General features: G+C 64.8%; 22 protein-coding genes. 10 read left to right on the top strand and 12 right to left on the bottom strand.

Annotation, left to right across the window (positions count from 1 at the left end):
• Nucleotides 1-32: 32 nt before the first annotated feature.
• From mtnA to L5014_RS02125, 9 genes are all read left to right on the top strand, one after another.
• Nucleotides 33-1109: an S-methyl-5-thioribose-1-phosphate isomerase gene (gene mtnA / locus L5014_RS02165; protein ID WP_238461925.1), complete on the top strand. Its 1077-nt coding sequence runs from the start codon at nucleotides 33-35 to the stop codon at nucleotides 1107-1109.
• Nucleotides 1106-1897: a class II aldolase/adducin family protein gene (locus L5014_RS02160; RefSeq protein ID WP_274389183.1), complete on the top strand. Its 792-nt coding sequence runs from the start codon at nucleotides 1106-1108 to the stop codon at nucleotides 1895-1897. The genes mtnA and L5014_RS02160 overlap by 4 nt, the downstream gene beginning before the upstream one ends.
• A gap of 249 nt (nucleotides 1898-2146) precedes the next feature.
• Nucleotides 2147-3259 carry a sugar ABC transporter substrate-binding protein gene (locus tag L5014_RS02155; RefSeq protein ID WP_238461924.1) on the top strand — a complete coding sequence of 371 codons (1113 nt, stop codon included), beginning with the start codon at nucleotides 2147-2149 and terminating at the stop codon, nucleotides 3257-3259.
• An 81-nt stretch (nucleotides 3260-3340) separates the two neighbouring features.
• Nucleotides 3341-4915, top strand: a complete 1575-nt coding sequence (locus L5014_RS02150) for a sugar ABC transporter ATP-binding protein (RefSeq protein ID WP_420800001.1) — start codon at nucleotides 3341-3343, stop codon at nucleotides 4913-4915.
• Nucleotides 4912-5916 carry an ABC transporter permease gene (locus tag L5014_RS02145; protein WP_238461922.1) on the top strand — a complete coding sequence of 335 codons (1005 nt, stop codon included), beginning with the start codon at nucleotides 4912-4914 and terminating at the stop codon, nucleotides 5914-5916. Before L5014_RS02150 ends, L5014_RS02145 begins: the two co-directional genes overlap by 4 nt.
• A gap of 115 nt (nucleotides 5917-6031) precedes the next feature.
• Complete coding sequence (locus L5014_RS02140; RefSeq protein WP_238461921.1) at nucleotides 6032-7060, top strand: dihydroxyacetone kinase subunit DhaK; 1029 nt, start codon at nucleotides 6032-6034, stop codon at nucleotides 7058-7060.
• Nucleotides 7057-7677: a DAK2 domain-containing protein gene (locus L5014_RS02135; RefSeq protein ID WP_238461920.1), complete on the top strand. Its 621-nt coding sequence runs from the start codon at nucleotides 7057-7059 to the stop codon at nucleotides 7675-7677. Before L5014_RS02140 ends, L5014_RS02135 begins: the two co-directional genes overlap by 4 nt.
• A gap of 117 nt (nucleotides 7678-7794) precedes the next feature.
• Complete coding sequence (locus L5014_RS02130; protein ID WP_238461919.1) at nucleotides 7795-9642, top strand: chloride channel protein; 1848 nt, start codon at nucleotides 7795-7797, stop codon at nucleotides 9640-9642.
• Nucleotides 9643-9663: 21 nt separating this feature from the next.
• Entirely contained in the window at nucleotides 9664-10707 is a 1044-nt protein-coding gene (locus L5014_RS02125) for an SAM-dependent methyltransferase (protein ID WP_238461918.1), read from the top strand.
• 78 nt (nucleotides 10708-10785) lie between these two features.
• On the opposite strand, the gene L5014_RS02120 is transcribed toward L5014_RS02125, so the two are convergent.
• The 5 genes from L5014_RS02120 to L5014_RS02100 form a co-directional block, all read right to left on the bottom strand.
• Nucleotides 10786-11733 (bottom strand): LysR family transcriptional regulator, encoded by a 948-nt coding sequence (locus L5014_RS02120; RefSeq protein ID WP_238461917.1) that lies wholly within the window; start codon nucleotides 11731-11733, stop codon nucleotides 10786-10788.
• Nucleotides 11734-11827: 94 nt separating this feature from the next.
• Entirely contained in the window at nucleotides 11828-13078 is a 1251-nt protein-coding gene (locus L5014_RS02115; protein ID WP_238461916.1) for an acyl-CoA dehydrogenase family protein, read from the bottom strand.
• Between the two features lie 695 nt (nucleotides 13079-13773).
• A complete protein-coding gene (locus tag L5014_RS02110) occupies nucleotides 13774-14538 on the bottom strand; it encodes an SDR family oxidoreductase (RefSeq protein ID WP_238461915.1) in 765 nt (254 codons plus the stop codon).
• Nucleotides 14539-14635: 97 nt separating this feature from the next.
• Entirely contained in the window at nucleotides 14636-15664 is a 1029-nt protein-coding gene (locus L5014_RS02105) for a phosphotransferase (protein ID WP_238461914.1), read from the bottom strand.
• A gap of 1 nt (nucleotide 15665) precedes the next feature.
• Nucleotides 15666-16340, bottom strand: a complete 675-nt coding sequence (locus tag L5014_RS02100) for a histidine phosphatase family protein (RefSeq protein WP_238461913.1) — start codon at nucleotides 16338-16340, stop codon at nucleotides 15666-15668.
• Between the two features lie 130 nt (nucleotides 16341-16470).
• On the opposite strand from L5014_RS02100, the gene L5014_RS02095 reads away from it, so the two are divergent.
• On the top strand, nucleotides 16471-16683 hold the full coding sequence (locus tag L5014_RS02095; RefSeq protein WP_238461912.1) for a toxin-antitoxin system TumE family protein: 213 nt from the start codon (nucleotides 16471-16473) through the stop codon (nucleotides 16681-16683).
• Between the two features lie 352 nt (nucleotides 16684-17035).
• Here L5014_RS02095 and L5014_RS02090 read toward each other — a convergent pair whose 3' ends face one another.
• The 7 genes from L5014_RS02090 to phnA all read right to left on the bottom strand — a co-directional run bounded on the left by L5014_RS02090 (nucleotide 17036) and on the right by phnA (nucleotide 25681).
• Entirely contained in the window at nucleotides 17036-18751 is a 1716-nt protein-coding gene (locus L5014_RS02090) for a Na/Pi cotransporter family protein (RefSeq protein WP_238461911.1), read from the bottom strand.
• A 125-nt stretch (nucleotides 18752-18876) separates the two neighbouring features.
• On the bottom strand, nucleotides 18877-19674 hold the full coding sequence (locus L5014_RS02085; protein WP_238461910.1) for an ABC transporter permease subunit: 798 nt from the start codon (nucleotides 19672-19674) through the stop codon (nucleotides 18877-18879).
• Entirely contained in the window at nucleotides 19658-20557 is a 900-nt protein-coding gene (locus L5014_RS02080; protein WP_238461909.1) for a 2-aminoethylphosphonate ABC transporter permease subunit, read from the bottom strand. Before L5014_RS02080 ends, L5014_RS02085 begins: the two co-directional genes overlap by 17 nt.
• Nucleotides 20550-21704, bottom strand: coding sequence for an ABC transporter ATP-binding protein (locus L5014_RS02075; RefSeq protein ID WP_238461908.1), 1155 nt, complete (start codon nucleotides 21702-21704; stop codon nucleotides 20550-20552). Before L5014_RS02075 ends, L5014_RS02080 begins: the two co-directional genes overlap by 8 nt.
• A gap of 11 nt (nucleotides 21705-21715) precedes the next feature.
• Nucleotides 21716-22747 carry a 2-aminoethylphosphonate ABC transporter substrate-binding protein gene (locus L5014_RS02070; protein ID WP_238461907.1) on the bottom strand — a complete coding sequence of 344 codons (1032 nt, stop codon included), beginning with the start codon at nucleotides 22745-22747 and terminating at the stop codon, nucleotides 21716-21718.
• Nucleotides 22748-22850: 103 nt separating this feature from the next.
• On the bottom strand, nucleotides 22851-24299 hold the full coding sequence (phnY, locus tag L5014_RS02065; protein ID WP_238461906.1) for a phosphonoacetaldehyde dehydrogenase: 1449 nt from the start codon (nucleotides 24297-24299) through the stop codon (nucleotides 22851-22853).
• A gap of 119 nt (nucleotides 24300-24418) precedes the next feature.
• Nucleotides 24419-25681, bottom strand: coding sequence for a phosphonoacetate hydrolase (gene phnA, locus L5014_RS02060; RefSeq protein ID WP_238461905.1), 1263 nt, complete (start codon nucleotides 25679-25681; stop codon nucleotides 24419-24421).
• Between the last annotated feature and the right edge of the window lie 11 nt (nucleotides 25682-25692).

Below are 25692 nucleotides of genomic sequence, written 5' to 3'. Positions count from 1 at the left end.
CAGTCCGGCGTACCGGCATTCACGGAGAACGTATGGCGTTGCAGCCGCACCAATCGAATCTTCCGCCCACCATCGAGTGGCGCGACGACACGCTTTATCTGCTCGACCAGACGCGCCTGCCGCTCGAAACCGTGGTGGAGGCGACCGATAGTGTCGAGGCGGTCTGGCGCGCGATCCACGAGCTGCGCGTGCGCGGCGCGCCGGCGATTGGCGTCGCCGCGGCCTACGGCCTGTGCGTGGCGATGCGGCCCGAGCGCCAGGCTTCGCGCGATGCATTCTTCGCGCGGCTCGAACAACACGCTGCGTATCTGGACAGCGCACGGCCGACGGCGGTGAATTTGCATTGGGCGCTCGAACGCATGCTCGCGCATGCACGCGGCGCCTCGGCCCGCACAGGCGCGGAACTCTACGACGCGCTCGTGGAGGAAGCCAGGCGCATCCATCGTGAAGACGTCGAGCTATGCGCGAAGATCGGCGAGCATGGCCGCGCGTTGATCGAAGCGGGCGGCGGCGTGCTCACGCACTGCAATGCGGGCGCGCTGGCGACGACGGGCATCGGCACCGCCACCGCGCCGCTCTATTGCGCGCATCGCGAGGGCGTGCCGTTTCGCGTCTACGCCGACGAGACACGTCCGCTCCTGCAAGGCGCGCGGCTCACGGCCTACGAACTCCAGCAGGGCGGGCTCGATGTCACGCTGATCACCGACAGCATGGCGCCCGCGCTCATGGCGCAAGGGCTGATCGATCTCGTGATCGTGGGCACCGACCGCGTGGCCGCGAACGGCGACGTCGCGAACAAGATCGGCACGCTCGGCGTGGCGATCGCGGCGAAGCATTTCGGCATTCCGTTCTATGTGGCGTGCCCTTCGTCCACGCTCGATCTGCGCACTGCGCGCGGCGCGGACATCGTCATCGAGGAGCGCGGCGCCGACGAAGTCGCGCAACTCGCGGGCCGGCGCACGGCGCCAGAAGGCATGAAAGTGCGCAACCCGGCGTTCGATGTGACGCCGCACGCGCTCGTGACGGGCATCGTGACGGAACTGGGCATCGTGCGCGCGCCGTTCGAGGCGAATCTGGCCGCGCTGTTCGCGAAGGGAGCGGCGGCATGAGCGGCGCGAGCGATACCAGCGGCACCGGCGACACCGGAGGCACCGGACATACCGGAGACACGAACGGCACCAGCGGCACGAGCGCAGAAAGCGGCCAGCGCCGCGCGGGCGAGACGGCGGCGCGCGCCCGCGATGCGCGCGCCGAGGCCGAGTTGCGGCAGCAGATCGTCGATACCGCGCGCGAGATGGAGCGCCTTGGCATCAATCAGGGCACGTCGGGCAATGTGAGCGCGCGCTGGCATGACGGGCTGCTGATTACGCCGAGCGGCGTGCCGTGCGCCGCGCTCACGCGCGAAGGCATCGTCTGGATGCCGCTGGACGTGCGCGACGACGACCCGCTTTTCGAGGCGCAGCGGCCCTCGTCGGAGTGGCGTTTTCATCGTGACATCCTGCGTGCGCGGCCCGATGTGAAAGCGGTTGTTCATACGCATTCCAATGCGGCCACGGCGCTTGCCGTCCACGGCCGGGGCATTCCCGCGCATCACTACATGGTGGCCGCGGCGGGCGGCAATTCGATTCGCTGTGCGCCATATGCGACCTTCGGCAGTCAGGCGCTTTCGGATCACGCGCTCGAAGCGCTGCACGAGCGGCTTGCTTGCCTGCTCGCGCATCACGGCGTCATCGCGCTCGGGCGCGATCTTTCGCGCGCGCTGTGGCTCGCGCATGAGGTCGAGGTACTGGCGAAGCAATATCTGCTCGCCTGCCAGCTTGGCGAGCCGCCACTGTTGTCGGACGCGCAGATGGAGGAAGTCATCGAGAAGTTCAAGGGCTACGGCCCGCGCAAGTGACGGGCGGAAAGCGGGCAAGAAGCAAACAAGAAACAAATAAGAAGCAGGCAAGAAGCAGGCAAGAAGCAGGCAAGAAGCAGGCAAGAAGCAGGCAAGAAGCAGGGGGGAATGCAGGGAGAAACGCAGGGAGAAATGCAGGCGGGCGGTCATGCGCCCAGGCAGTCGTGGCAGTGCGGCATACACGGTAACGCAGTCGGTTCGCGGTTCGCAGGTCGATCAAAACCAGCAGATCAAAGACAGGAGACGGTGATGGCGTGGAGTTCAGCAGGTTTCGACGGATGGGTGGCGCGCGGCGCGCGCATGGGAACAACGGCGGGCGTGGCGATGTTTGCCGCCGCCGCGATGCTGGCGGGTTGCTCGAAGACCGAGTCGCCCAAGACCAGCGCGACCGACTCGGGCACCGCGCTCGCCAGTGCGCCGGCACAAGCAGCCGCCGCGCCGGCAGGCGGCAAGATGAAAGTGGGCTTTTCGATTGCGACGCTCAACAACGCATTCTTCGTAGGCCTGAAGAGTGGCGTGGAGCGGGGCGCGAAGCAGCAAGGCTTCGACCTCGTGCAAACGAACGCGAACGGCGACGCGCAGCAGCAGGTCAACGACGCGATCAACCTGCTGAGCCAGGGCGTGAACGCGCTCGTGCTCAATCCGATCGATTCGAAGGCGATCATCCCGGCTGTGGAAAAGGCCAATTCGATGCACGTGCCAGTCTTCATGCTCGACCGTGGCTCGGACGGCGGCAAGGTCACGTCGTTCGTCGCTTCGGATAACGTGGCGCTGGGCGCCACGGGCGCGAAGTGGATCGCCGATCAACTGACGAAGCGCTATGGCTCGCCCAAGGGCAATGTGGTCGACCTGATCGGTCTCATCGGCACCACGGCGGCCACGGATCGCGAGAAGGGCTTCTCCGAAGAGATCGCGAAGTATCCCGACATCAAGGTGGTCGCGCGCCAGGAGGGCGGTTTCGACCAGGAGAAGTCGCTCAACGCGATGACGAACATTCTCCAGAAGTATCCGAAGATCGACGCGGTATTCGGCGCGAACGACGACAACACGGTAGGCGCCGAAAAGGCCATCGACAATGCGGGCCGCTACAAGCCGCTCGGCGACCCCGCTCATATTCTCGTCATCGGCGCGGACGGCACGGCGCAGGCCCTTTCGGCGATACGCGCGGGCAAGCAGGACGCGACGATCTCGCAGAACCCGATCGGCATGTCCGCCAAGGCAATGACGTTCGTCACCGACTACGAGTCGAAAAAGGACGTGCCCGCGAATTATGCGTGGCCGACCTATCTGATCGACAAGTCGAACATCGATTCGGATGGCGCGAAGCAATACGGTCTGTGGGCGCTCGAGGTCTCGCAGTAACACGCGTGGGTCAATGCGCCGGGTGCGCGATGCGTGCCCGGCGTCCGGGATGAACGGATGAAACGCGAATCAGGTTCTGCAATGCATGCGCCACGGCGCGCCGACGAAAACCCGTGCGCCAGCGCGGACACGACGGGCAGCGCGCCGCCGCTGTTGCGCATGAGCGGCATCGTGAAGAGCTTTCCAGGCGTGAAGGCGCTGCGCGGCGTGAGCCTCGTGCTGCATGCGGGGCACGTGATGGCGATCGTGGGCGAGAACGGCGCGGGCAAGTCTTCGCTGATCAAGACGCTCTCGGGTGCCTACGAGCCCGACGAAGGCACGATCGAAATCGACGGCCAGCGCCTCGCGCGCGGCACCCAGGCCGCGATCGACGCGGGCGTGGCCGTGATCTATCAGGAGCTTTCGCTCGTCAACGACATGAGCGTGGCCGAGAACCTTTTTCTCGGCCGCATGCCCCGGCGCTATGGAATCGTCGATCATCGCCGCGCCAAGGCGATGGCGCGCGACGCGCTTGCGCAGGTGGGGCTCGAAGGCGTGTCGCCTGCGATGCGCGTGGGCGATCTGCCGCTCAACAAGCGCCAGCTCGTGGAAGTGGCGAAGGCGCTCGCACGCGACGCGCGCATTCTGGTGATGGACGAGCCCACGGCCGCGCTCCAGCACCACGACATCGAGCATCTCTATGCGGTGGTGCGCCGCCTGCGCGCGGCGGGCATGGGCATCATCTTTATTTCGCATCACCTGGAAGAAGTGTTCGAACTGGCCGACTCCGCCGTGGTGATGCGCGACGGCGCGACGGTCGGCGCGCGGCCGATGTCCGAATGGAACGAGCCGGCGCTCGTGCAGGCGATGGTGGCGCGCAATCTCGACTCGTTCTATCCATGGGAAGCGCGGCCTTATGGCGAGGTGGTGCTGGAGGCGCGCAAGGTGGCGAGCGCGCCCGTGCTGCGCGAGGCGAGCTTCAGCATTCGCGCGGGCGAGATCGTGGGCATCGGCGGCATTGCCGGCGCGGGACGCACCGAGCTGTTGAAAACGCTGTGCGGAGCGCTGCCGCTCACCGGCGGCGAGCTGCGCATGCGCGGGCAGAAACTCGCGCTGCGCTCGCCGGCGCAGGGCATGCGCGCGGGCATCGTCTATACCGCCGAGGACCGCAAGCTCGAAGGGCTCGTGCTCGATGCGAGTATCGAAGAGAACATTGCGCTATCGAGCCTGCGCGCGCTCGTGCGCGGCGGCTTCGTGAGCGCGGCCCGCAAGCGCAAGCTCGCGCGCGAGGCGAGCGAGCGCTTCGCGGTGCGCGCGCCCTCCGTTACGGAACTCACCGGCAATCTCTCGGGCGGCAATCAGCAGAAGGTGATACTCGGGCGCGCGAGCGCCACGTCGCCGGCCGTGATCTTGCTCGACGAGCCCACGCGCGGCATCGACGTCGGCGCGAAGACCGAGATCTATGCGCACATCGTGCGGATGGCGCGCGCGGGCGTGGCTGTGGTGCTCGTGAGTTCGGAGTTGCCCGAGCTGCTCGGCATGTCGGACCGCGTGCTCGTGATGTACCGCGGCAGCATCGTCGGCGAGGTGGCGCGCGAGCGTGCGGACTCGGAGACGATCATTCAATGGGCCACCACCGGGGCCACCACCGGGGCCACCACCGGAGTTGCAGCATGACGTCCACCACGGCTCGACCGCCTCAGGAAACGCAAACCCTGCAACAGCGTGTGCTGCGCCAGTTGCGCAGCGGCCTCGGCCCGCTCATTGCGGCGCTCGTGCTGATCTGCATCGCGCTCTCGCTCGCGTCGCCCGAGTTTCTCACCACCAGCACGCTCACCAACATCATGGTGCAGGTCTCGGTGGTGGGCATTGCGGCGGTGGGCGGCACGTTCGTAATCATCACCTCGGGCATCGATCTTTCGGTGGGGTCGCTCGTCGCGTTGAGCGGCATGGTGGCCGCGACCATCATGGCCGGCGCGAGCCCGGACGCGCTTGGGCTCGGCGTGGCGGGACTCGTTATTGCGCTCGCAACTGGCGCGCTGGTGGGCGCGCTCAACGGCTTCGCCATTGCATGGCTGCGGCTCGTGCCGTTCATCGTCACGCTCGCGATGATGGCGATGGGGCGCGGCCTCACGCTCGCGATCTCGGACGGGCGCACGAAATTCGATTTTCCCGCCGTGTTTACCGCATTCGGCGCGAAGACGTTCGCGGGGCTGCCCGCGCCGATGCTGGTGATGCTCGCGGTGTTTGTGATCGGTCACGTGTTGTTGCGCAAGACCGAGTTCGGGCATCAGGTGTTTGCCGTGGGCGGCAACAAGGAGGCGGCGCGGCTCGCCGGTATTCCCGTCAATCGTGTGATCTTTTTCACCTACACGCTGGCCGGTGCGACTGCCGCGATTGCGGGCATCGTGCTTGCGGGACGCCTCAATTCGGCGCTGCCTTCGGCGGCCAATGGGCTGGAGCTGCAAGTGATCGCCGGGATCGTGATTGGCGGCACATCGCTTGCGGGCGGGCGCGGCTCGATCGTCGGCACCTTCATTGGCGTCGTGCTGATTGGCGTGATCAACGTGGGGCTTTCGCTGCTTGGCGTCAATCCGTTCTGGACGCAGTTCATTCAGGGCGGCGTGATTCTCGCGGCGGTGCTGCTCGATGCGCTCAGCCAGCGGCGCAAGCGCTGAATGACGGACGCCACAATGCGCGAACAGGCGCGATAACCCGCAATAACACATGCAATGACGTTAACCGCTAACGACGGCGGCGGCACGGCCGCCCCCGATTCTGGAGACGCGACACGTGAAAAAAATCATCAATCATCCTGATCATTTTGTCGACGAGATGATCGACGCCTTGTTGCTCGCCCATCCGGGCTGGCTCAAACCCGTGACCGCCGACCGCCGCGCGCTCGTGCGCGCCGACTTCCCGCGCGCAGGCAAGGTGGGCATCGTGACGGGTGGCGGCTCGGGGCATCTGCCGGGCTTTCTCGGTTACGTGGGCAAGGGGCTCGCGAGCGGCGTAGCGGTGGGCAACGTGTTTTCCTCGCCATCGTCGGAGCAGATTTACGAGGCCACCAAGGCGGTGCACGGCGGCGCGGGCGTGCTCTACCTCTACGGCAATTATGGCGGCGACGTGCTGAACTTCGACCTGGCCGCCGACCTCGCCGACGCGGACGGCATCGAAACGCGCACCGTGCTGGTGGCCGACGACGTGGCATCCGCGCCGCCCGAGCGGGCCCCGGACCGGCGCGGCGTGGCGGGCATGGTGTTCGGCTTCAAGTGCGCGGGCGCGGCGGCCGAGCGCGGCGATTCGCTGGACGAAGTCGCGCGCATCGCCGCCAAGGCCAACGGCGCCACGCGCACGATGGGCGTGGGCCTCTCGCCCACGATCCTGCCGGCGGCCGGCAAGCCTACCTTCACGCTGCCCGAGGGCGAGATGGAGATCGGCATCGGCATTCACGGCGAGCCGGGCACGCACCGCGGCAAGCTCGAAAGCGCGGACGCGATTGCCGAGCGCCTTGCGGGCGCCACGCTGCGCGATCTGAATGCCAGGGCGGGTTCGAGGGTGGCGCTGCTCGTGAACGGGCTGGGCGCGACGCCATTGGAGGAACTGTATCTGCTGTACCGGCGCGCGGCGCAAGCAGTGAACGCAGCGGGGCTGCGCGTGGCGCGCGCCTACGTGGGCGAGTACGTGACGAGCCTGGAAATGGCCGGCGCCTCGATTTCCGTGATGCAACTGGACGAGGAACTCGACGCGCTGCTCGACGCGCCGGTGTGCTCGCCGTTCTGGCGCGAAGGCTGGCGCGTGGACGAGGGAGGTGCACGATGAGCCTTTCAGTCGACGAACTGCGCACGCGCCTGGTCGCAGCGTTGAAGGCGCTGCCGGCCAGCGCTGAGGAATTGCGCGAACTCGACGCCGCGCTCGGCGACGGCGACCTCGGCCTCACCGTGAAAGCGGGCTCGCTCGCCGCTGCCGAGGCCATCGAGAAGCTGCCCGCCGATGCTGCGCTCTCCGACGTGCTGCTGGCCACGGGCAAGGCATTCTCGACGGCCAATCCGTCGACGTTTGGCGCGCTCGTGGGCGGCGGGCTGCTCGCGGGCGCGAAGGCCGTGGCGGGACGGCGCGAAGCGGGGCGGGCCGAGGCGCTCGCCGTGGGGCGGGCCGTGGCCGCGCGCATTGCCGAGCGCGGCAAGTCGCAACTCGGCGACAAAACCGTGCTCGATGCGCTTGTGCCGAGCCTCGACACGCTCGAAGCCCAGGCGGCAGGCAGCGCGCAGCGCGCGCTAATCGACGCCATGATCGCCACGGCCTCGCAGCAGGTGAGCGCCACCGCCGCGCTCCAGTCGAAGAAGGGGCGCGCGGCGTGGGTTCAGGAGCGCAGCATCGGCCATCCGGACCCGGGCGCCACCGCATGGCTCCGATTTCTCGAAGCCTGGCGAGGGTGATTTGAAAGAATGAATTCACCCGATAAATTCAGCGGATGAATCGGATCGTTTGCATCACGTTATGATATAAATACCCCGTGGGTGCAACCGACCTTCCCGCACCCGCCAAGGGGAATCATGAGCGAGCACAGCGAGCGCAATGAGCGCAATGAGCGCAGCGAGCATAAGGGCGATTTCGCGACCGATGTCCGGCTTCTGCGCATCAGCGCCATCGCCGCAGTGGGTGGCGCACTCAGTACCGTTGCCGCCGACTTCCTGCTGCACCTCATCCGCTTCTTCACGAACCTGTTTTTCTTCCAGACGCTCTCGACCGTGAATCATTCTCCGGCCGAGAACACGCTGGGATGGTTCGTGGTGGCCGCGCCCGTGATTGGCGGGCTGCTGGTGGGATTGATTGCGCGCTTCGGCTCGGAGCAGATTCGCGGCCACGGCATTCCTGAAGCCATCGAGGCGATTCTGTTCGGCAAGAGCAAGATGTCGCCGAAGGTGGCCGTGCTCAAGCCGCTCGCCTCGGCCATCGCCATCGGCAGCGGCGGACCGTTCGGGGCCGAAGGCCCGATCATCATGACGGGCGGCGCAATTGGCTCGCTCATCGCGCAGTTCTTCCATCTATCGAGTGCCGAAAGAAAGGCGCTGCTGGTGTCGGGCGCCGTGGCCGGAATGACCGCCGTGTTCGGCACGCCCGTGGCCGCCGTGCTGCTCGCCATCGAATTGCTGCTGTTCGAGTTGCGGCCCCGCAGCCTCCTGCCGGTCGCCATCGCCTGCGCCGTGGCGGGCTTCACGCGCCCGCTGTTTCTCGGCAGCGGCCCGCTGTTTCCGCTGCATACGATCCCCATCGGACCAATCGGCATCGTGTCGGCGGCCATTGCCGGGTTGATCGCGGGCGCGTTGTCGTGGGGCCTGTCGACGTGGCTCTATCGCGTGGAAGACCTGTTCGGCAAGCTTCCCATTCACTGGATGTGGTGGCCCGCGTTGGGCGCCATTGCCGTGGGTATCGGCGGATATTTTCAGCCGCGCACGCTCGGCGTTGGCTACGACGTGATCGGCGACCTGCTGCAAAATCATCTGGCCATGCAGGTGGTGGTCGGCATCGTCGTGGTCAAGGCCATTATCTGGGTCATCGCGCTGGCCTCGGGCACCTCGGGCGGCGTGCTCGCGCCGTTGCTGATGATGGGCGCGGGCGTGGGCGCGCTGGTCGGCCCGTACATGCCCGGCCACGACCCCGCGCTGTGGCCGCTCATCTTCATGGCGGCCGCGCTCGGCGGCATGATGCGCGCGCCCGTGATGGCCGCGGTGTTTGCCTTCGAACTGACCGGCGACGCCAATGCCTTGCTGCCGCTGCTCGCCGCCGCCGCCGTGGCCTACGGCTTCACGGTGATGTTCATGCGACGCTCGATCCTGACCGAGAAAATTGCCCGGCGCGGTTATCACATCTACCGCGAATACAGCATCGATCCGCTCGAACGCCATTATGTCGAAGAGGTGATGACGCGCACGGTCGTGACGATCGATGCGAGCACAACGGTCTCTAGCGTGCTCAACGACTATTTCGGCAAGGGCCAGAAGTTTCGCGCATTTCCCGTGGTCAGGAATGGCATGCTGCTGGGCATGGTGGACCGCGCGATGCTCGACCGCATCCCCGCGGCCAAAGCCGAAACGCCGATCGGCTCGGCTTTTGTCAAGACCCGCGTCGAAGTCGCCTTGCCCGGCGAAACGTGCAGGAACGTAGCGGCGCGTCTCGCCATTACGGGCCTCGACCGCGTGCCTGTCGTGGACGACGAAAAGACCCTGCGGCTGGTTGGCGTGGTGTCGCGCCACGACCTGGTCAAGCCTTCGATGCAGGTCTTTGCGGAGGAACGCGAACTGGAGCAGTTCCGCCAGGTCTGGGTTCCGCGCAGCACGCTTTTCGCACCCACCCGCAAGCGCCAGGACGTGCCCGACGAGCACGCCGATGTGGGCCGATGAACATGACCAACGGAGACACGGATGCCTCATGACGGAAAAGTCAAGCACCATTGGTTCAGCGATGCGCGTGGCCGGAAGAACGAGGCCGCGCCAGGCCAGGCGCGAGAGGCACCGCCAGACGATAAAGAGAAACCCGGCCGCCACAAGCTTGCTTCGTTTCTGAAGTCGATGGCGTCGAACGTGCTCTCCGAGCGCGACCGCTACCTGCGTGATGCGCCCAACGAGTACTACGCGATGTGGCTGGACCCGAGGATGGTCTACTCGTGCGCGTGGTTCGAAAACGGCGACGAGGATCTCGCCACCGCGCAACTCAACAAGATCGACCACGTCCTTACGCAAATCCGGCTGCAAGCTGGCCACCGCCTGCTCGACGTCGACTGCGGCTGGGGTGCGCTCGTGATTCGCGCCGCCGAGAAGTTCGGCGCGCATTGCGTGGGCATCACGCGTTCGGAGAACCAGTTCGACTGGGCCACCGAGTGCGTCAAGGCGGCGGGCCTGGAAGACCGCGTGGAGATCCGCCTGGAAGCGTGGTCCGACGTCGAGGGCAGTTTCGATCGCATCACGAGCCTCGGCATGTTCGGCGGCGATGGTCACAGTAATCTTCAGGAGTACGTGGAAGCGTTGCAGGCGCATCTCGCACCGGACGGCGTGGTCGTGAGCCATGGGATCGTCTCGAACGGGCCCGGCGGCGTGGACGAACGCTATTCACGCGAGGGCGGCGCATTCCCGAGCCGGTACGTATTCCCCGACGACGAATTGCCCGACCTGGGCTACGCGCTGAGCGCCATGCGCGAGGGCGGGCTGGAAGTGTCGTGCATCCAGAACCTGCGCCGCCATTGCGTGAGGACGCTGCGTTTGTGGGAAGCGAATCTCTGGACCAAGGAGGCCGCGCTGCGGCAACTCGTGGATGAGCGCGGCTTCCAGACCTGGTGCAGCTATCTGCGCGACTGGGCTATGGCGTTCGAGCACGACGCCGTGTCGATTTACGAAATCGTCGGGCGCAAGGCGGGCACGCGCGCCAGCGCCTTGCCGTGGCCGGGCGCGGTGACGCCTTCGCAGGCATGAGCAGGCATGAGCACACGTATCGCGCGCAGCGGAGCGCCATCGTTGAACGGCGGTCGGCGGTCGGCGGGCGTCCACACGTTATGAAGCGGCTTGAGCGCTGCGGCGCTTCGGTTTTTGTTGCTTCGGTGCGCGGGCTTTGCCGCTCATCAGCTCGAGAATCTTTTCTCGCAGCCACAGGCCCGCCTGGTCCTGCTCGCTGCTGCGATGCCAGTACAGATGCCATTCCAGATTCGGGAGCCGGAACGGCAACTCGAAGATGCGCGCGTCATGGCGTTGCAGAAGCTGGATGGGCGCGGTGAGCGCGAGATCGGTGCGCAGCGCCACGAGCGGCGCGACCATGTAGTGCTGCACGCGCATCTGGATGCGCCGCTGCTTGCCGAGCTTCTTCAACTCCGCATCCACGAAACCGCTTCCCTGGCGGCGGCTCGACACCTGAATATGGCCGAGCGCGAGGTAATCGTCCATGGCCAGCGTGTCGCCCGCGAACGGATGATCGTGACGCAGCATGCACGCATAGTGGTCGTTGCCGAGCGGCGCCTGACGCAGTTGCGGATCGTCGACGAGCGGCACATCGATTGCAAAGTCGATCTTGCCCGTCGCCAGCGCCGTGGACATGTCGCTGCGCGGCGTGAAATAGCATTCGATGCTCATACCGGGCGCCTGTTGCTGGAGCACTTCGCCCAGCGCGGGCAGCAGCATCGCCTCGGTCAAATCGGGCATGCTCAGGCGAAAGGTTCGCTCCGACGTGGCGGGCACGAACACATCGCCTTCGGTCGCGCTTGCTTCGAGCAACTGCAGCGCTTCGCGCACGCGGCCGATGATATTTTCGGTGAGCGGCGTGGGCACCATGCCCGTGGACGTGCTCACAAAAAGCGGATCGTCGAACGCCTTGCGCATGCGCGCGAGCGCATTGCTGACCGCGGGCTGCGTAATGGAGAGCGCCTCGGCTGCGCGAGTCAGATTGCGCTTTTCGTAGATCGATTCGAATACGACGAATAGATTCAGATCCAGCCTGGGTGAACGCATCGCACAGTCTCCGTTTGCCGTCATCATAAACGAGCGGCGCCGTGACGATGCGTTCAGTTTGCTTTGCTTCACTGCAGTTGCGCTACGCGAGGGATCAGTCGCGCAGCGGCGCGTTCAGGTAAGCGGCCATGGCGCCAAACCGCTCCTTGCCGCTCGCGAGTTCCATCTTCGCAATGGCCTGGAGGTGAACTTCGTCCGGACCGTCCGCGTAACGCAGCGCGCGTCCCCATGTCCAGTGATCGGCGAGCGGCGTATCGGGGCTCACGCCCATCGCGCCGAATACCTGCATCGCGCGGTCGCAGACCGTCGTATGAAGCTGCGGCACCAGCGCCTTGATCATCGAGATTTCCTTGCGCGCCGCTTTAGCGCCGACTTCGTCGATGAGCCACGCGGCCTTGAGCACGAGCAGCCGGGCCTGATCGATTTCGATGCGCGACTTCGCGATCCATTCGCCCACCGTGCCGTGCTGATGCAGATACTTGCCGAAGGTTTTGCGCTCCTGCGCGCGCTCGATCATCAGTTCGAGCGCGAGTTCCGCCGCGCCGATCGAGCGCATGCAGTGGTGAATACGACCCGGCCCAAGGCGCGCCTGCGCGAGCGCGAAACCGCTGCCTTCCTCGCCGAGCAGATTCGATGCGCTCACGCGCACATTGGTGAACGTGATCTCGCAGTGACCTTCGGGCGAGACATGGTTCATGACCGTGATATTGCGCACGAGCTTCACGCCCGGCGTATTCGCCGGCACGAGAATCATGCTTTGCTGGCGGTGACTTTCTGCATCGGGATCGGTCTTGCCCATCACGATATAGATCTTGCAGTTCGGATGCGCCGCGTTCGTGATGAACCATTTGCGGCCATTGATCACGTAGTCGTCGCCGTCGCGGCGAATCGACGTCGTGATGTTGGTCGCGTCGGAGGAGGGCACGTCCGGCTCCGTCATGGCGAATGCCGAACGAATCTTGCCTTCGAGCAGCGGCTCGAGCCACTGTTTGCGCTGCGCCGGCGTTGCGAACATGTGCAGCAGTTCCATATTGCCGGTATCGGGCGCGTTGCAGTTGAAGACCTCGGGCGCCCACGAAACGCGCCCCATGATTTCCGCGAGCGGCGCGTACTCGAGATTGGTGAGGCGGGTGCCGGGCTCGTCGTCCTTCAAATGCGGCAGGAAGAGATTCCACAGGCCTTCGGCTTTGGCGAGGGTTTTGAGGTCTTCCATGAACGAGACGGGATAGTGTCCCGCGTGCACTTCTTCGTGCCATTGGCGCTGGCGCGGCACGATATGCTCGTCCATGAAGCTGCGCACGCGGCGGATCAGGTCGTCGATTTTGGGGCTATAAGCGAAATTCATGATGGGTTACTCTGGTTGGTTTCTGTTCGGGGATGGGTTGTCGGGGTGTCGCGTTTCCTTGTTTTTCGCGGGTTTTTCGCGGGCTTTTCGCGTTTCCTTGTGTTCGCGGTGGTCTATTAGCGTTGCCCCTGTGCGGGGCGGCACCTACTTTTCTTTGCAGCCGCAAAGAAAAGTAGGCAAAAGAAAGCGGCTCACACCGCTAGTGTGACGCCGTCCACCTCTTGCCGTGAATCGAAGTGGTTCCGGGGCATCCGTCACATCGCACATTCAACGTTAGTGACAAAGGAGTCATTCATCCCGCTGCTCGCTACGCGCGCAGCGGCCGGGTCTGCACGGGAAACCACACGTACTGCCAAGCATTCGACTGCGCATGCACTGCATCGATTCGTATGCATTCCTCTGGTTGTGGATTATGCCCCACGGCGCGCGCAGCGCCGCCGGAGGAATGAGTCCTTAGTCACTCCGTTTTACGGCGCGTGATGACAGACGCTCCGGAACCGCTCCGATTAACGGCAAGAGGTGTACTGCGTCACACTAGCGGTTTGAGCGGCTTTCTTTTGCCTACTTTTCTTTGCCGCTGCAAAGAAAAGTAGGTGCCGCCCCGCACAGGGGCAACGCTAATAGACCGACACGAAAACAAGGAAACGCGAAAAACGCGCGAAAAACAAGAAAACACCAGGAACCACGAAAGTCTCCTAGATAGTCAACCCACCATCAACAACAATGCACTCCCCATTGGTATAGCTAGCCGCATCGGACACGAGATAAAGCACGGTGCCGGCCATTTCCTGCGGCTCGCCATGGCGGCGCAGCGGAATCTTGCTCATCCAGCCGTCGTAAATATCCTTGTTCTCGAACAGCGCGCCCGCGAACTTCGTCTTGGTGAGGCCGGGCAGCAGCGCATTCACGCGAATGCCGAGCGGGCCGCACTCTTTCGCGAACGCACGCGTCATGTTGACGACGGCCGCTTTCGTGATCGAGTAGATGCCTTGCTGGTCGCCGGGTTGCAGCGCGTTGACCGATGCGGTATTCACGATGGCGCCGCGGCCCTGTGCCTTCATCAGCTTGCCCGCTTCGACCGACATGAAGAAATAGCCGCGCACGTTCACTTCAACGGTCTTGTTATAGGCGGCGAGATCCGTATCGAGGATATGCCCGAAATACGGATTAGCGGCGGCATTGTTGACGAGTATGTCGAGACGTCCGTGCCGTTCGCGAATATGTTCGAATGTGGCCGAGATGTCTTCCATGCGGCCGACGTGGCAGGCCAGGGCTTCGGCGCTGCCGCCGTTCGCGCGAATCTCGGCGGCAACGGCCTCGCAATCTTCGAGCTTGCGGCTCGACACGATCACATGGGCGCCTTGCTCGGCCAGCAGTCTGGCGATGGCTTCGCCGATGCCACGGCTTGCGCCGGTCACGAGGGCGATTCGGCCCGAGAGGTCAAACAGGTTCGTGGTCAATCTCGTCTCCTTGATTCGGGGTGGTTATCGCGGTGTATGTCGCGGTGTGTATTGTGTATCGGGGCACGCGCGTGGTGCCTCATGCACCTCATGCACCTCACGCAATCAGCTCCGCTGCGAGACTCGCGAGCGGCTCGACCATGCTGCCCACGTCATGCGCATTCGCGTTTGAGGCATTGCCTTGCAGCGCACGGGCTTTCACGCCTTGGGCAATCGAGGCGAGGCGAAAAAAGCTGAACGCCAGATAGAAGTTCCAGTTGGCGATGCCGGGCAGGCCACGCAGTTCGCAATACTGAGCAATCATGTCTTCTTCTTCGGGAATGCCCAGCGCGGTACGGTCCTGGCCGCGCAGCCCCGTGATATGCCCGTTCGACGGCAGTCGCAGGCACATGCAGAAGTACGCGAGATCCGCGAGAGGATTGCCGAGCGTCGAGAGCTCCCAGTCGAGTATCGCGCGCACGCGCGGGGCGTCGGGGGCGAAGATCAGGTTGTCGATGCGGAAGTCGCCATGCACGAGTGTCGGGCGCTGCGTGTCGGTGGGACAGTGTTCGGGTAGCCACTCGATCAGCGCTTCCATCGGCGCGATGTGCTCCGTTTCGGCCGCGCGGTACTGCTTGGTCCAGAGCTCGATCTGGCGCTGGAAATAATTGCCAGGACGGCCATAGTCGCCAAGCCCGACGCGTTCGGGATCGACCTCGTGCAGCGCCGCGAGCGTTGCGATGATCGCCGCGTAATAGTCGCGCCGTGCCTCGCGATCGAGTTCAGGCAAAGCGGGGTTCCAGAAGATGCGCCCTTCCTCGTAGCTCATCAGATAGAACAGGCTGCCGATGATGTCGCGGTCTTCGCAAAGGTGCCAGACACGCGCCACGGGAACCGGCGTCTGCGCGAGCGCGCGCAGCACGCGAAACTCGCGGTCGACGGCGTGCGCCGATTTGAGCAGTTGTCCCGGCGGCTGGCGGCGCAGCACGTAGCGGCCGCTCGGCGCTTCGATCAGCCAGGTGGGGTTGGACTGGCCGCCCGGGAATTTCGTCGCGCGCACGGGGCCGCGAAAGCCTTCTAGATGCTGTTCCAGGTAGGGCGTGAGGCGGTCGAGATCGAGTGACGGGCTGGTGGATTCGCGGGTCATATTAGCCGTAGGTCTGAAACGAATGGCGTTGCGGATCGTCGAGATGGGCAATGCCGTTGAAACTCGACAGTTGCAGCGCCTCGCGATTGAAGTAGCAATGCGTCACGCTGCTGTTGCGGATCTGCATGTTCAGCGCGATGGCCGCGGCAGCGGGGGCTTGCAGGAGTTGTTGAACGAGTGCGCCGATCACGCCGCCGGACGTGACCACCAGCACGCGCTGCGCGCCGCTTTGCTGGATGGCGGCCCGGGCGTCGGCCACACGCTGCTGGAATGCGCGCCACGTTTCAGGCGCGCGCTCGTCGAGCGCGCCTTCAGTCCACAAATGCAGCACCTGCCGCAAGGCCTTGAAGAACTCGCGCGAACCGCGCTTCATTGCGTCGGCGAGGCCGCGATGCGCGTCGGGCAGGGCGGCAAAGAGCGCGTGGAAATCGTATTCGTTCAGACCGCTGTGAATGGCGCACTCGGCGGGCAGGCCGGGCATGGCGCGACGGATCGCGTCGAGCGTCTGTGCGTGGCGCCGCAAGGTGCCGGTCAGGATGTGGTCGAACCGAATGTTATCGCGCGCGAAATGCTCGCCGAGCCAGAGGCATTGTTGCTCGCCAGTGTTAGAAAGTTGGTCGTAATCGCTCGCGCCAAGAGAGGCCTGGCCGTGCCTTACCAGAAAGAGTTCCGCCATTGCTTCGCTCGCCGCTGTTGAGGGAGTGAGGCTAGCTTAGAGGTAGTGGTAGTATTGATGAAGTTTATTTTCTGAATGAGTCCGCATTCATGGTGGTGATGGTGTGCGGGACAAAAAGACAGGATGAACTGTGCACCCGTACAAATACAATTTGGCGTATATCGTGCGGGGTGTTTGCGTATTGCGGTACGACAACGAGCGGGGCAAGGGAGATCACAAGCATCTCGGCGCCGCCGAGATGGCATACGCATTCACAACGCCGGAGCAACTGCTAGAGGGCGGTGTCATTTTTCCGTACGATGCGATTCACGTCGATTTCACGTTGCAGGCAAAGGCGGCCTGAGTCCGCGGGAGAACACAATTCCGGCCAGGCAGCACGCCTGGTTTCCCATGCATACCCGACCGCTGCGCGCGTAGCGAGCAGCGGGATGAATGACTCCTTTGTCACTGAGTTTGAAGGTGCGAGGTGACGGATGCCCCGGAACCGCTCCGATTAACGGCAAGAGGTGGACGGCGTCACACTGGCGGTTTGAGCCGCTTTCTTTTGCCTACTTTTCTTTGCGGCTGCAAAGAAAAGTAGGTGCCGCCCCGCACAGGGGCAACGCTAGCAGACCGACACGAAAACAAGGAAACGCGAAAAAAAAAGCTCAAAGCCGCAGCACTCAACTCATGAATCGGAATTCACAAAAACTCACTCACGACCCCCGACAATTCGCCTCATAATTCGCATCATCGGGCAGTTGCACTTCCTCCCCTTCCAGCGTCGTCGGCACCTCCTCGCATTCGCGCTCCTTTTCCCGTTCCCGCTCAAGCAACGGATACGCAAGCGCACAAATATGCGACTGAATCCGCACAAGATCACGCAGCACATCCAGATGCAGCGAACTGGAAGCAATACTATCCGGCAGCCCCTCGCGCAGCCGTTCAAGATGCCGATCACGCGCCGACCGCTCAAGCCGCCGCAACGCCTGCTTGTCTGCGATAAGCAACGCCGCAGTCTGCGTGCGCCCCGAAACAAGCAGCGCCTGGGCGCGATGAAAACTGCCGGTCACCGAGCGATGCATCATGCGCAGTTCCTCTGCGCCCTCCGGCGAAAAGCTCAACTGCATCTTGATCTTCTTCTGCGCGATTTCCAGCAGATTCTTGTCGATGATGTCGCCGATATGCTCGAGGTTGATCACCGCCGTCATGATCGCCGAGGCCCAGCGGCGGTCCTCCTCGCTCAACGGCTCGCGCGTGATGTCCGTGACGTAGCGTTTGATCGCGTCGTGCAGCATGTCCACAGTGTCGTCGCGGTCCGCCAGTTCGCTCACTGCGCGACGGTCGTTGGCGAGCAGCACCGGCACGCTCGCGCTCAGCATCGTCTCCACGACTTCGCTCATTCTGATCACCTCGCGCGCCGCGCAGGCGAGCGCCTGCGAGGGCGTCTCCAGCGCGGCTTCGTCGAGGTAGCGGGGCGCGTCGGAATCGTCGCCAACGCCGGGTGCGGGCAGCAGCCGTTCCAGCAGCCGTGACACCGGATCGAGCAAGCCGATGAACAGCACCGCTATGCCCACGTTCAAGCCGGTATGAAGGTTGGCGATCGCGTGGCTCGCGTCGCCGGGCATGCCGTCGAGCAGTTGCGCGAGCGGCGAACATGCGCCGAGCAACAGGATGCACACGCCGCCGCGCAGCAGCAGGTTGCCGGCGGGCAGCCGGCGGCGGCTGCGGTCTGCGCCTTTGGCCGCTTCGAAATACGGATTGAGCGCACTGCCCACGTTCGCGCCCAGCACCATGGCGATGGCGCTGTCCATGGGCACCGAATGCAGGTTCGCGAGCGACATCACGAACAGCACGACCGGAATGCTCGAATGCGCAGCCCATGTGAGCAGGCACGCAAGCGCGGCGTTGAGCACGGGCTCGCCGGCCAGCGCGCCGAGCACCGTGCGCAGCGCGGGTGCGCTTTCCGCAGGTTGCACCGTGGAGACGAGCAGCGTGAGCGCGAGCAGCATCAGGCCAAGGCCGATCAAGGCGCGGCCGATATCGCGGTTGCGCGAGCCCTTGCCTTTTTCGAACATCGCCATGCCCACCAGCAGGCAAGCGGGCGAGATCCAGCTCAGGTCGAGCGAGAAGGCCTGCACGATGAGCGTCGAGCCCACGTTCGCGCCGAGCATCACCGCGAGTCCCGTGACGGGCCGCATCAGCCCGCGCGCGGCGAACGACGACGCGATCATGCCCGTCGCCGTGCTGCTTTGCAGCGCGCCGGTGATGGCGAGCCCCGCGAAAAACGCATTGAATCGATTGCCGAGGCTTTTCCCCATGAAGCGCTTGAGCGATGCGCCGAATGCGCGCATCAGCCCCGACTCGACCATATGCAGGCCCCACGTCAGCAACGCGACACCCCCTGCGAGATGAAGCACGATAAGAATCACCCGGCTCCTCCATTGCGTTATTTTGCTTGCGCAACCCGCGTTCCTGCCGCAACTGCCTCGTGCACCTGTGTCCCCGAGCGTGCTGCTTCCTGGCTCTTTTTGCTGCGTCGAACTTCTTCAGACCATCAGCGCACCGCGGCCTTGTTCGAGATGCGCGAGAGGCCGAGCAGCACGAACAGCGTGCCTGCGCCAAGGATCATCGTGAGCGTCGACGCGTCGAAGATCGCACCACGGTCGGAGAGCGCGAAGATGCCCACGGGCAGCGTCACCCATCCCGGCGGATAGATCATCAGCGTGGCGCCCAGTTCGCCCATCGAGAGCGCGAAGCTCAAGCTGAACGAGGCGAGCAGGTAGGGCGCAACGAGCGGCAGCGTCACGCGCCTAAGCTCGTAGAACGGTCTTGCGCCGAGGCTTTCGGCCACTTCGCCATACTCGGGCGCGACCCGCGAGAGCCCCGCCGTGACATTGCCGTAGGTGAACGCCGAGATCAGCAGGAAGTGCGCGAGGAATACGATCGTCGCGGTGCCGTTGAGCAGGACCGGCGGCTGGCTGAAGGCCACGAGCAGCCCAAGGCCGATCGAGACCGACGGCACCGCGCTCGGCACGAAGAAGATCACGTCGAGCACGCGTTTGGGCATGCCTTTCATGCGCCGCAGCGCGAGCGCCGCCCACGTGCCGCTGATAAGCGCCGCGCCGCTCGCGAGCGCGCCGGTGAGCACGCTCACGCGCAGCAGTTCCGCGGAGTCGCCGTGCAGTGCCCGCGTGTAGTGCGCGAGCGTGAAGTGGCTCGGCAGGATGCCGTTCCATTGCCCGCTCACGCTCGCGAGCGCGATCATCGCAACCGGCAGCCCGTAGATCGCACTGAACAGCAGCGCGGTGGCGCTCCATGTCGACACTCTTGCCCATCTAGCCCAGAGCAGCACGGCGACCTCCGAAAAGTGACACGACTGTGCGATAGCAGGCATAGAGCCCGAGCGACAGTGCGATGTTGATGACGGCAATCACGCAAGCGGTGGTGTAGTCGAACTCCTGGATGGCCTTGCCGTAGATGAGCAGCGGCAGCGTGATCACGTCCTTGGCGCCGATGAACAGCACGATGCCGAACTCGTTGACGGTGAGCAGCAGGCAGAGGCTCCCGCCTGCGAGCAGGGCGGGCAGCGCGGCCGGCAAGATGATCTGCCGGATGATGCGCAGCGGCTTCGCGCCCAGGCTGCTCGCCACTTCGATCTGCGCGTTGTCGATCTGCGAGAAGCAGGCGAGCAGCGGTCTCATGATGAACGGCGTATACACCGTGATCTCGGAGAGCACCACGCCCCACTGTGTGTAGAGGAAATCGACGGGCGGCAGATTGAGGTGGAAGAACGCCATCAGCGACTGGTTCAGAAGCCCTGCCGACCCATACACGAACGTGAACGCGAGCGCGACGAGAAAGGTTGGCAGTGCGATGAACGTGTCGATCAGGCGGCCCACGAAGCGTGCGCCCGGAAACGGCACGAACGCAATCACGAGCGAGAATATGAAGCCCAGCACGAGACAGCCCGCCGATGCGCACACGGCAATCGCTATCGTGTGATAGAGGCCGCTCAGGAACTGCCGCGAATGCAGTACCGTGGTGAAGTTCGCGAGCGTCAGCGTATGCGTATCGCCGCCGAGCGCCTGCGCCACGATGAGGCCGAACGGGTAGAAGAAGATGGCCGCGAGCACGACGAGCGGCGGCGCGATCCACAGGTTGCGCGAGAGCGCGGCGGACCGGCCGGCACGCGCGGGCGGCGGCGCCATCACCGGATTGGTCGCGATATCAGCCATGGCCTTCCACCTCCGGTACGAGCGTGACGTCCGCCGCATCGAAATGCACGGGCAGCACGGCGCCCGGTTCGGGCGGGCTCGAGAGCGGCGCGCGCGTGAGACGCAGCGTCTCGTCGCCGACTTCTAGCACCACGCTGTGCAGCTCGCCAAGCCACTGCACGCTGCGCACGATGCCCGTCACGCTATTGGACTTCTGCGGGCTCGGTTCGAAGTGCAGGTCGTGCGGCCGCACGCACACGTAGCACGCGCTGCTGGCCGCCAGGTTGTGATGGTTGCGTCCTTCGACGACGAAGTCGCCGCAACGCACCCGCGCGAAACCATCGGCGAGCGGCTCGAGCTGCCGCGCCGGCAGCACGTTCGCGCGGCCGAGGAATTCGGCGGCGAAGCGATTCGGCGGATGCCGGTACAGCCCCTGGGTGTCGCCATAAGCCACGAGCTTGCCGTCGCGCATGATGCCGATGTGGTTCGCGAGCGTGAGCGCCTCGGTCTGGTCGTGCGTCACGTACAGCACGGTCAGCGAGGGCAGGCTGCGGTGCAGCTTCGCAAGCTCGTCGAGCATCGAGCGCCGGATCTGCGCATCGAGCGCCGAGAGCGGCTCGTCGAGCAGCAGCACCTGCGGCCGGATCGCGAGTGCACGGGCGATCGCGACGCGCTGCTGCTGGCCGCCCGAGAGCTCGCGTGGGTAGCGCTTCGCATACTTCGACATCCCCACGAGCCCGAGGCACTCGGGCACGCGTGCGCGGATCACGTCCGCTTCGGTGCCGCGTGCGCGCAGCCCGAACGCGACGTTGTCCTCCACGCGCATGTGCGGGAACAGCGCGTAGTTCTGCACCACCATGCCGATGTTGCGTGCATAGGGGGGCAGCCGCGTCACGTCCTTGTTGCCGATTACGATGCGTCCCGCGCTCGGCTGAACGAAGCCTGCGACTGCCCGCAGCGCGGTAGTCTTGCCCGAGCCCGAAGGGCCGATGAGCGCGACGATCTCGCCGGGCTTCACGGTGAGCGTGAGCGAATCGAGGATCGTCTGCCCGCCGTATGCCACCGACACGTTTTCGAAACCGATACCGCTCGCGCCTTGTGCGAGAGCGGCCGGCACTGGGGAAGCCTGATGCTGCTGCCCCTGTTCCATGGTGAGGGAATTGGCCATGAGTTGCTCGTTTAGTTGCTCGAAATCGCGTGGTTGTACGTCGCCACGTCGGACTTCAGGTCGCGCATGACCTGATTCCAGTCGGGCACCCAGATATCGACGCCTTGCAGCGTCGCGTTGAGCGTCTTGAAGTTGTCGTCGGTGGGATGCACGTCGGTGCGCACCGGCATGCCGTAAGCGGTCTTGCTGACCTCTTGCTGGGCTTGCTCGCTCAGCAGGAAATCGATCAGCTTCTTGCCGTTGGCGGCGTGCGGTGCGCCCGCGACGAGACCGACGTAGTAGGGCAGCGAGAACGTGGTGCGCTTGCCGTCGGGGCCGGCCGGGAAAAACACCTGAATGTTGGGGTTCTCGCGCATCTGCGAGAGGTTCATCTGCAGGTCGCCGTTGGCCACGTAGAGCTCGCCCTTGTTCACGAGCGCCGTGAGCTTGCCCGTGGACGCGGACGGCCCGAGGTTGTTCACCTGGAGCTTGCGCAGATAATCGAAGCCGCCTTCCTTGCCGCCGAACGCATGGAAGGTTTGCAGCATGAGCGCGGTGCCGTCGCCGGCCTGGCCCGGCGTGGAGTACTGCACCTTCTGCTTGAACTGCGGCGCGAGCAGGTCGGCGTAGGCCTTGGGCGGGGCCTTGAGCACCGCCGAGTTGTAGATGAAGGTGGGGTAGTTGTCGACCATCGCGACGTACATGCCCTTCGGGTCCTTGTCGCGCGCATCGATCTTGTCGGCGCCTGCCGGCGTGTACGCTTGCAGCAGTCCATCGGCGGCGGCCTTCTGCATGAACGGCGGCAGCGTCACGAGCACGTCTGCCTGAATGTTCGACTTCTCCTTGCCGATGCGGTCCACCACGCCGCTGGAGCCGGCCTCGATGTATTGCACCTTGATGCCCGTGGCCTTCGTGAAGGCTTCGAATTCGTTGCCGAACCAGCTGGGCGAACCGTCGTGAAGACCATCCGCGCTATAGAGGGTCACGACGTTGGATTGCGCGTAGACGGGGGCCGCTGCGAACGCGAATGCACAGGTCACTGCGGCGATCAGTTGAGTCTTCATATCCATCCTTCCTTGCGTTGGGTTCGGATGCTGGAAAAACCTCATGGGCCGCGCAATGGCGGCTTGCGTCGCTTGCTTGCATTTCTGGCTTGTGCCTTCTCCGTCACTCCCAAGGCATCGACCACGTTCTCACGTTCGTATAGCTCTTCATTGCCTCGACCATGCCCTCCTTGTATCCGTTGCCCGAGTCCTTGATGCCGCCGAACGGCGACATTTCCGTGCGATAGCCCGGCACTTCCCAGACGTTCACGGTGCCCACCTCCAGCTCCTTGACGAAGCGCGTCGTGTAGTCGAGCCGGTTCGTGCAGATGCCCGAAGAGAGGCCGTATGCCGTGGAGTTGGAGATGCGGATCACCTCTTCGAGCTTGTCCGGCACGCGGATGATCGGAATCACCGGGCCAAAGGTTTCCTCGTGCACCAGCTCGCAGTCGTAGGGCACGTGATCGACCACGGTGGGCGCGAAGAGCGCGCCACGGCGCGGCGCGCCATACAGCACGCGCGCACCGCGCGACTCGGCGTCGGCCACGCGGCGCTCGAAGAGCTGCGCGGCGGCTTCGTTGATTACGGTGCCCACGTCCACGCTCGGGTCCATCGGGTCGCCGCACTTGAGCTTCTTTGCGTGCACCAGCACACGTTCGACGAATTCGTCGGCCACGCTCTCGACTACGAGAATGCGCTTGACCGCCGTGCAGCGCTGGCCCGAGTTCTTGGTCGCGCCCGTCACCGCGAGTTGGGCCGCGCGCTCGAGGTCGGCGTCCTCCATCACGATGAGCGGGTCGTTGCCGCCTAGCTCCAGCACCGTGCGGCGGTAGCCCGCGTTTTGCGCGATGTACTTGCCCACGCGCACCGAGCCCGTGAAGGTGATCAGGTCGCAGTGCGGGTCCGTGATCATGGCATCGCCCATGGTGCGCGGGTTGCCGGTGACCACGCTTAGCATCTCGGGCGGCAGGCCCGCTTCGTAGAGCACGTCGGCGAGCGCGAGCGCAGTGAGCGGCGTGAGCTCGGTGGGTTTGAGCACGACGCGGTTATTGGTGGCAATCGCCGGCGCCAGCTTGTGGCTCACCATGTTCAACGGATGGTTGAACGGCGTGATGGCCGAGATCACGCCGAGCAGCGGCAGGCGCGTCGTGAAGATCTTGCGGTTCTTGCCGTTCGGGCTGATGTCGCACGAATAGACTTCGCCGTCGTCCTTGATCGTGAGCTGCGCGGCGAACGACCAGACGTCGTAGGCGCGGCTCGCCTCGTAGAGCGAGTCCTTCCAGCAGAGCCCCGACTCGGCGGTGATGAGCCGCGCGAAGTCTTCCTTGCGATCGCGCAGCGCCTCGGCCGTGGTTTGCAGGATGCGCTGGCGCTCGAAGCGCGTAAGCGTCGGCTTGTAGGCATGGGCCTTCGCGAAGGCCTCCTGCACGTGCTCGGGACGGCCCGCGGGCACGGTGCCGACCACTTCGTTGGTGTAGGGATTCAGGACTTCGATCACTTCGTCGGTCGCGACCTGCCGGCCGGCGATGCGCATGGACTCCTGCTTGAATGCGGGTTTCGTCATGACGTTCATCGCTACCTCGTTCCGGGTTCCGGTAAATGTGTGTTCCGTGCGTTGGTGTGCGCTGTTGCGTATTAGTGCGTGCGTGCGTGTGTGCGTGCGATCGTGCGTGCGCTGTTGCGTGCAGTGAATCAGGCGATGGCGGTTTGCACCACGCAGTTCAGCGCGACATCGAAGATGTCGAAGTTGCGCAACGCGCGGCCTTGCGGCCAGTCGGTCTGACGGTTGACGAGGAGCGGCACGTCCTGCTCCGAGATCCCGCCGTGCGAGCGCAGCGGCTCGGTGAGACCGGAGAAGTCGTGGCGCGCCGCGCTCGTGCCGAACACCTTGCTGCGCGTGCCCACCACGACGATGTCGCCCACCCGGTCCGGCGGCAGCTCGAAGCGCTCGCAGGCCGCTGCGCTGTCGAGTGCGAGCTCGACGCCCGCGGTCTTGCGCAGGCGCTCGATGAGCGCCGCCGTGTCCGCGCCTTCGGGCAGATAGACGGTGGCGAACGAGCCGAGCGCGCCGTGGTGCGCAACGTAGGGGTCGGTGATCGGCAGGATCACGCGCGCGCGGCCCTTGCCAATCCACTCGTCGAACAGGTCCTGGAGATAGAGCACGTCGGGCTCGCCGTTCGCGCGGTGCTTGTCGTTCATGCCGTGGTCGGCGGTGATCGCGAGCACGCAGCCGGCCTCGTCGAGCTGGCCCACGTAGCGGTCGAACATCGCGTAGAACTCGTTGGCCTTCGGCGAGCCGGGCGCGGCCTTGTGCTGCACGTAGTCCGTGGTCGAGAGATACATGAGGTCGGGGCGGAAGGTGTCGAGCAGCTTCACGCCGGCTGCGAACACGAACTCGGAGAGATCGGCCGAGTAGACGTCAGGCAGCGGCTTGCCCACGAAGGCCAGCACGTTGCCGATGCCGTTGCCCTCGCGCGTCGCCTGGTCGGCCTTTTCCGCCGAGAAGGCCATCGCGCGGCCGCTCGCAAAATCGAGGCCCTTGCCGAGCAGCGTGCGCAGCTTGTCCTTGGCGGTCACGACCGCCACCTTCGCGCCCGCCGCGTGGAAGGTCTCGAAGAGAGTGGGCGCACGCAGGAAGCGCGCATCGTTCATCATGACTTCTTCGCCGGTCGTGCGGTCGTAGAAGTAGTTGCCTGCGATGCCATGCACTTTCGGCGGGCGGCCCGTGAGGATCGAGAGATTGTTCGGGTTCGTGAAGCTCGGAATCACGCATTGGGCGATGCGGCTCGTGCCCGTGCGCAGCAACTTCGCGAGGTTCGGAGCGTGCCCGGCCTTGACGGCCTCTTCGATATAGGCGGGCTCCGAGCCGTCGAGACAGATCACCACGACGGGTGCCGTGGGGAAGCGGTATTCGCGGCCATTCACGGCCAATGCGTTGTCGTTCGGTGTGCTCATTGCGTCTTCCT

The sequence above is a fragment of the Paraburkholderia tagetis genome (genome assembly GCF_022213065.1).
In the GTDB taxonomy this organism is placed as follows: domain Bacteria; phylum Pseudomonadota; class Gammaproteobacteria; order Burkholderiales; family Burkholderiaceae; genus Paraburkholderia; species Paraburkholderia tagetis.
This window is presented reverse-complemented; position numbering and strand designations above follow the sequence as displayed.

Excerpts from the sequence above, each read along its gene's own strand:
- mtnA (WP_238461925.1), top strand. The coding sequence starts at position 33 with ATGGCGTTGCAGCCGCACCAATCGAATCTTCCGCCCACCATCGAGTGG.
- L5014_RS02160 (WP_274389183.1), top strand. The coding sequence starts at position 1,106 with ATGAGCGGCGCGAGCGATACCAGCGGCACCGGCGACACCGGAGGCACC.
- L5014_RS02155 (WP_238461924.1), top strand. The coding sequence starts at position 2,147 with ATGGCGTGGAGTTCAGCAGGTTTCGACGGATGGGTGGCGCGCGGCGCG.
- L5014_RS02150 (WP_420800001.1), top strand. The coding sequence starts at position 3,341 with ATGCATGCGCCACGGCGCGCCGACGAAAACCCGTGCGCCAGCGCGGAC.
- L5014_RS02145 (WP_238461922.1), top strand. The coding sequence starts at position 4,912 with ATGACGTCCACCACGGCTCGACCGCCTCAGGAAACGCAAACCCTGCAA.
- L5014_RS02135 (WP_238461920.1), top strand. The coding sequence starts at position 7,057 with ATGAGCCTTTCAGTCGACGAACTGCGCACGCGCCTGGTCGCAGCGTTG.
- L5014_RS02130 (WP_238461919.1), top strand. The coding sequence starts at position 7,795 with ATGAGCGAGCACAGCGAGCGCAATGAGCGCAATGAGCGCAGCGAGCAT.
- L5014_RS02125 (WP_238461918.1), top strand. The coding sequence starts at position 9,664 with ATGCCTCATGACGGAAAAGTCAAGCACCATTGGTTCAGCGATGCGCGT.
- L5014_RS02120 (WP_238461917.1), bottom strand. The coding sequence starts at position 11,733 with ATGCGTTCACCCAGGCTGGATCTGAATCTATTCGTCGTATTCGAATCG.
- L5014_RS02115 (WP_238461916.1), bottom strand. The coding sequence starts at position 13,078 with ATGAATTTCGCTTATAGCCCCAAAATCGACGACCTGATCCGCCGCGTG.
- L5014_RS02105 (WP_238461914.1), bottom strand. The coding sequence starts at position 15,664 with ATGACCCGCGAATCCACCAGCCCGTCACTCGATCTCGACCGCCTCACG.
- L5014_RS02100 (WP_238461913.1), bottom strand. The coding sequence starts at position 16,340 with ATGGCGGAACTCTTTCTGGTAAGGCACGGCCAGGCCTCTCTTGGCGCG.
- L5014_RS02080 (WP_238461909.1), bottom strand. The coding sequence starts at position 20,557 with ATGGCTGATATCGCGACCAATCCGGTGATGGCGCCGCCGCCCGCGCGT.
- L5014_RS02075 (WP_238461908.1), bottom strand. The coding sequence starts at position 21,704 with ATGGCCAATTCCCTCACCATGGAACAGGGGCAGCAGCATCAGGCTTCC.
- L5014_RS02070 (WP_238461907.1), bottom strand. The coding sequence starts at position 22,747 with ATGAAGACTCAACTGATCGCCGCAGTGACCTGTGCATTCGCGTTCGCA.
- phnY (WP_238461906.1), bottom strand. The coding sequence starts at position 24,299 with ATGAACGTCATGACGAAACCCGCATTCAAGCAGGAGTCCATGCGCATC.
- phnA (WP_238461905.1), bottom strand. The coding sequence starts at position 25,681 with ATGAGCACACCGAACGACAACGCATTGGCCGTGAATGGCCGCGAATAC.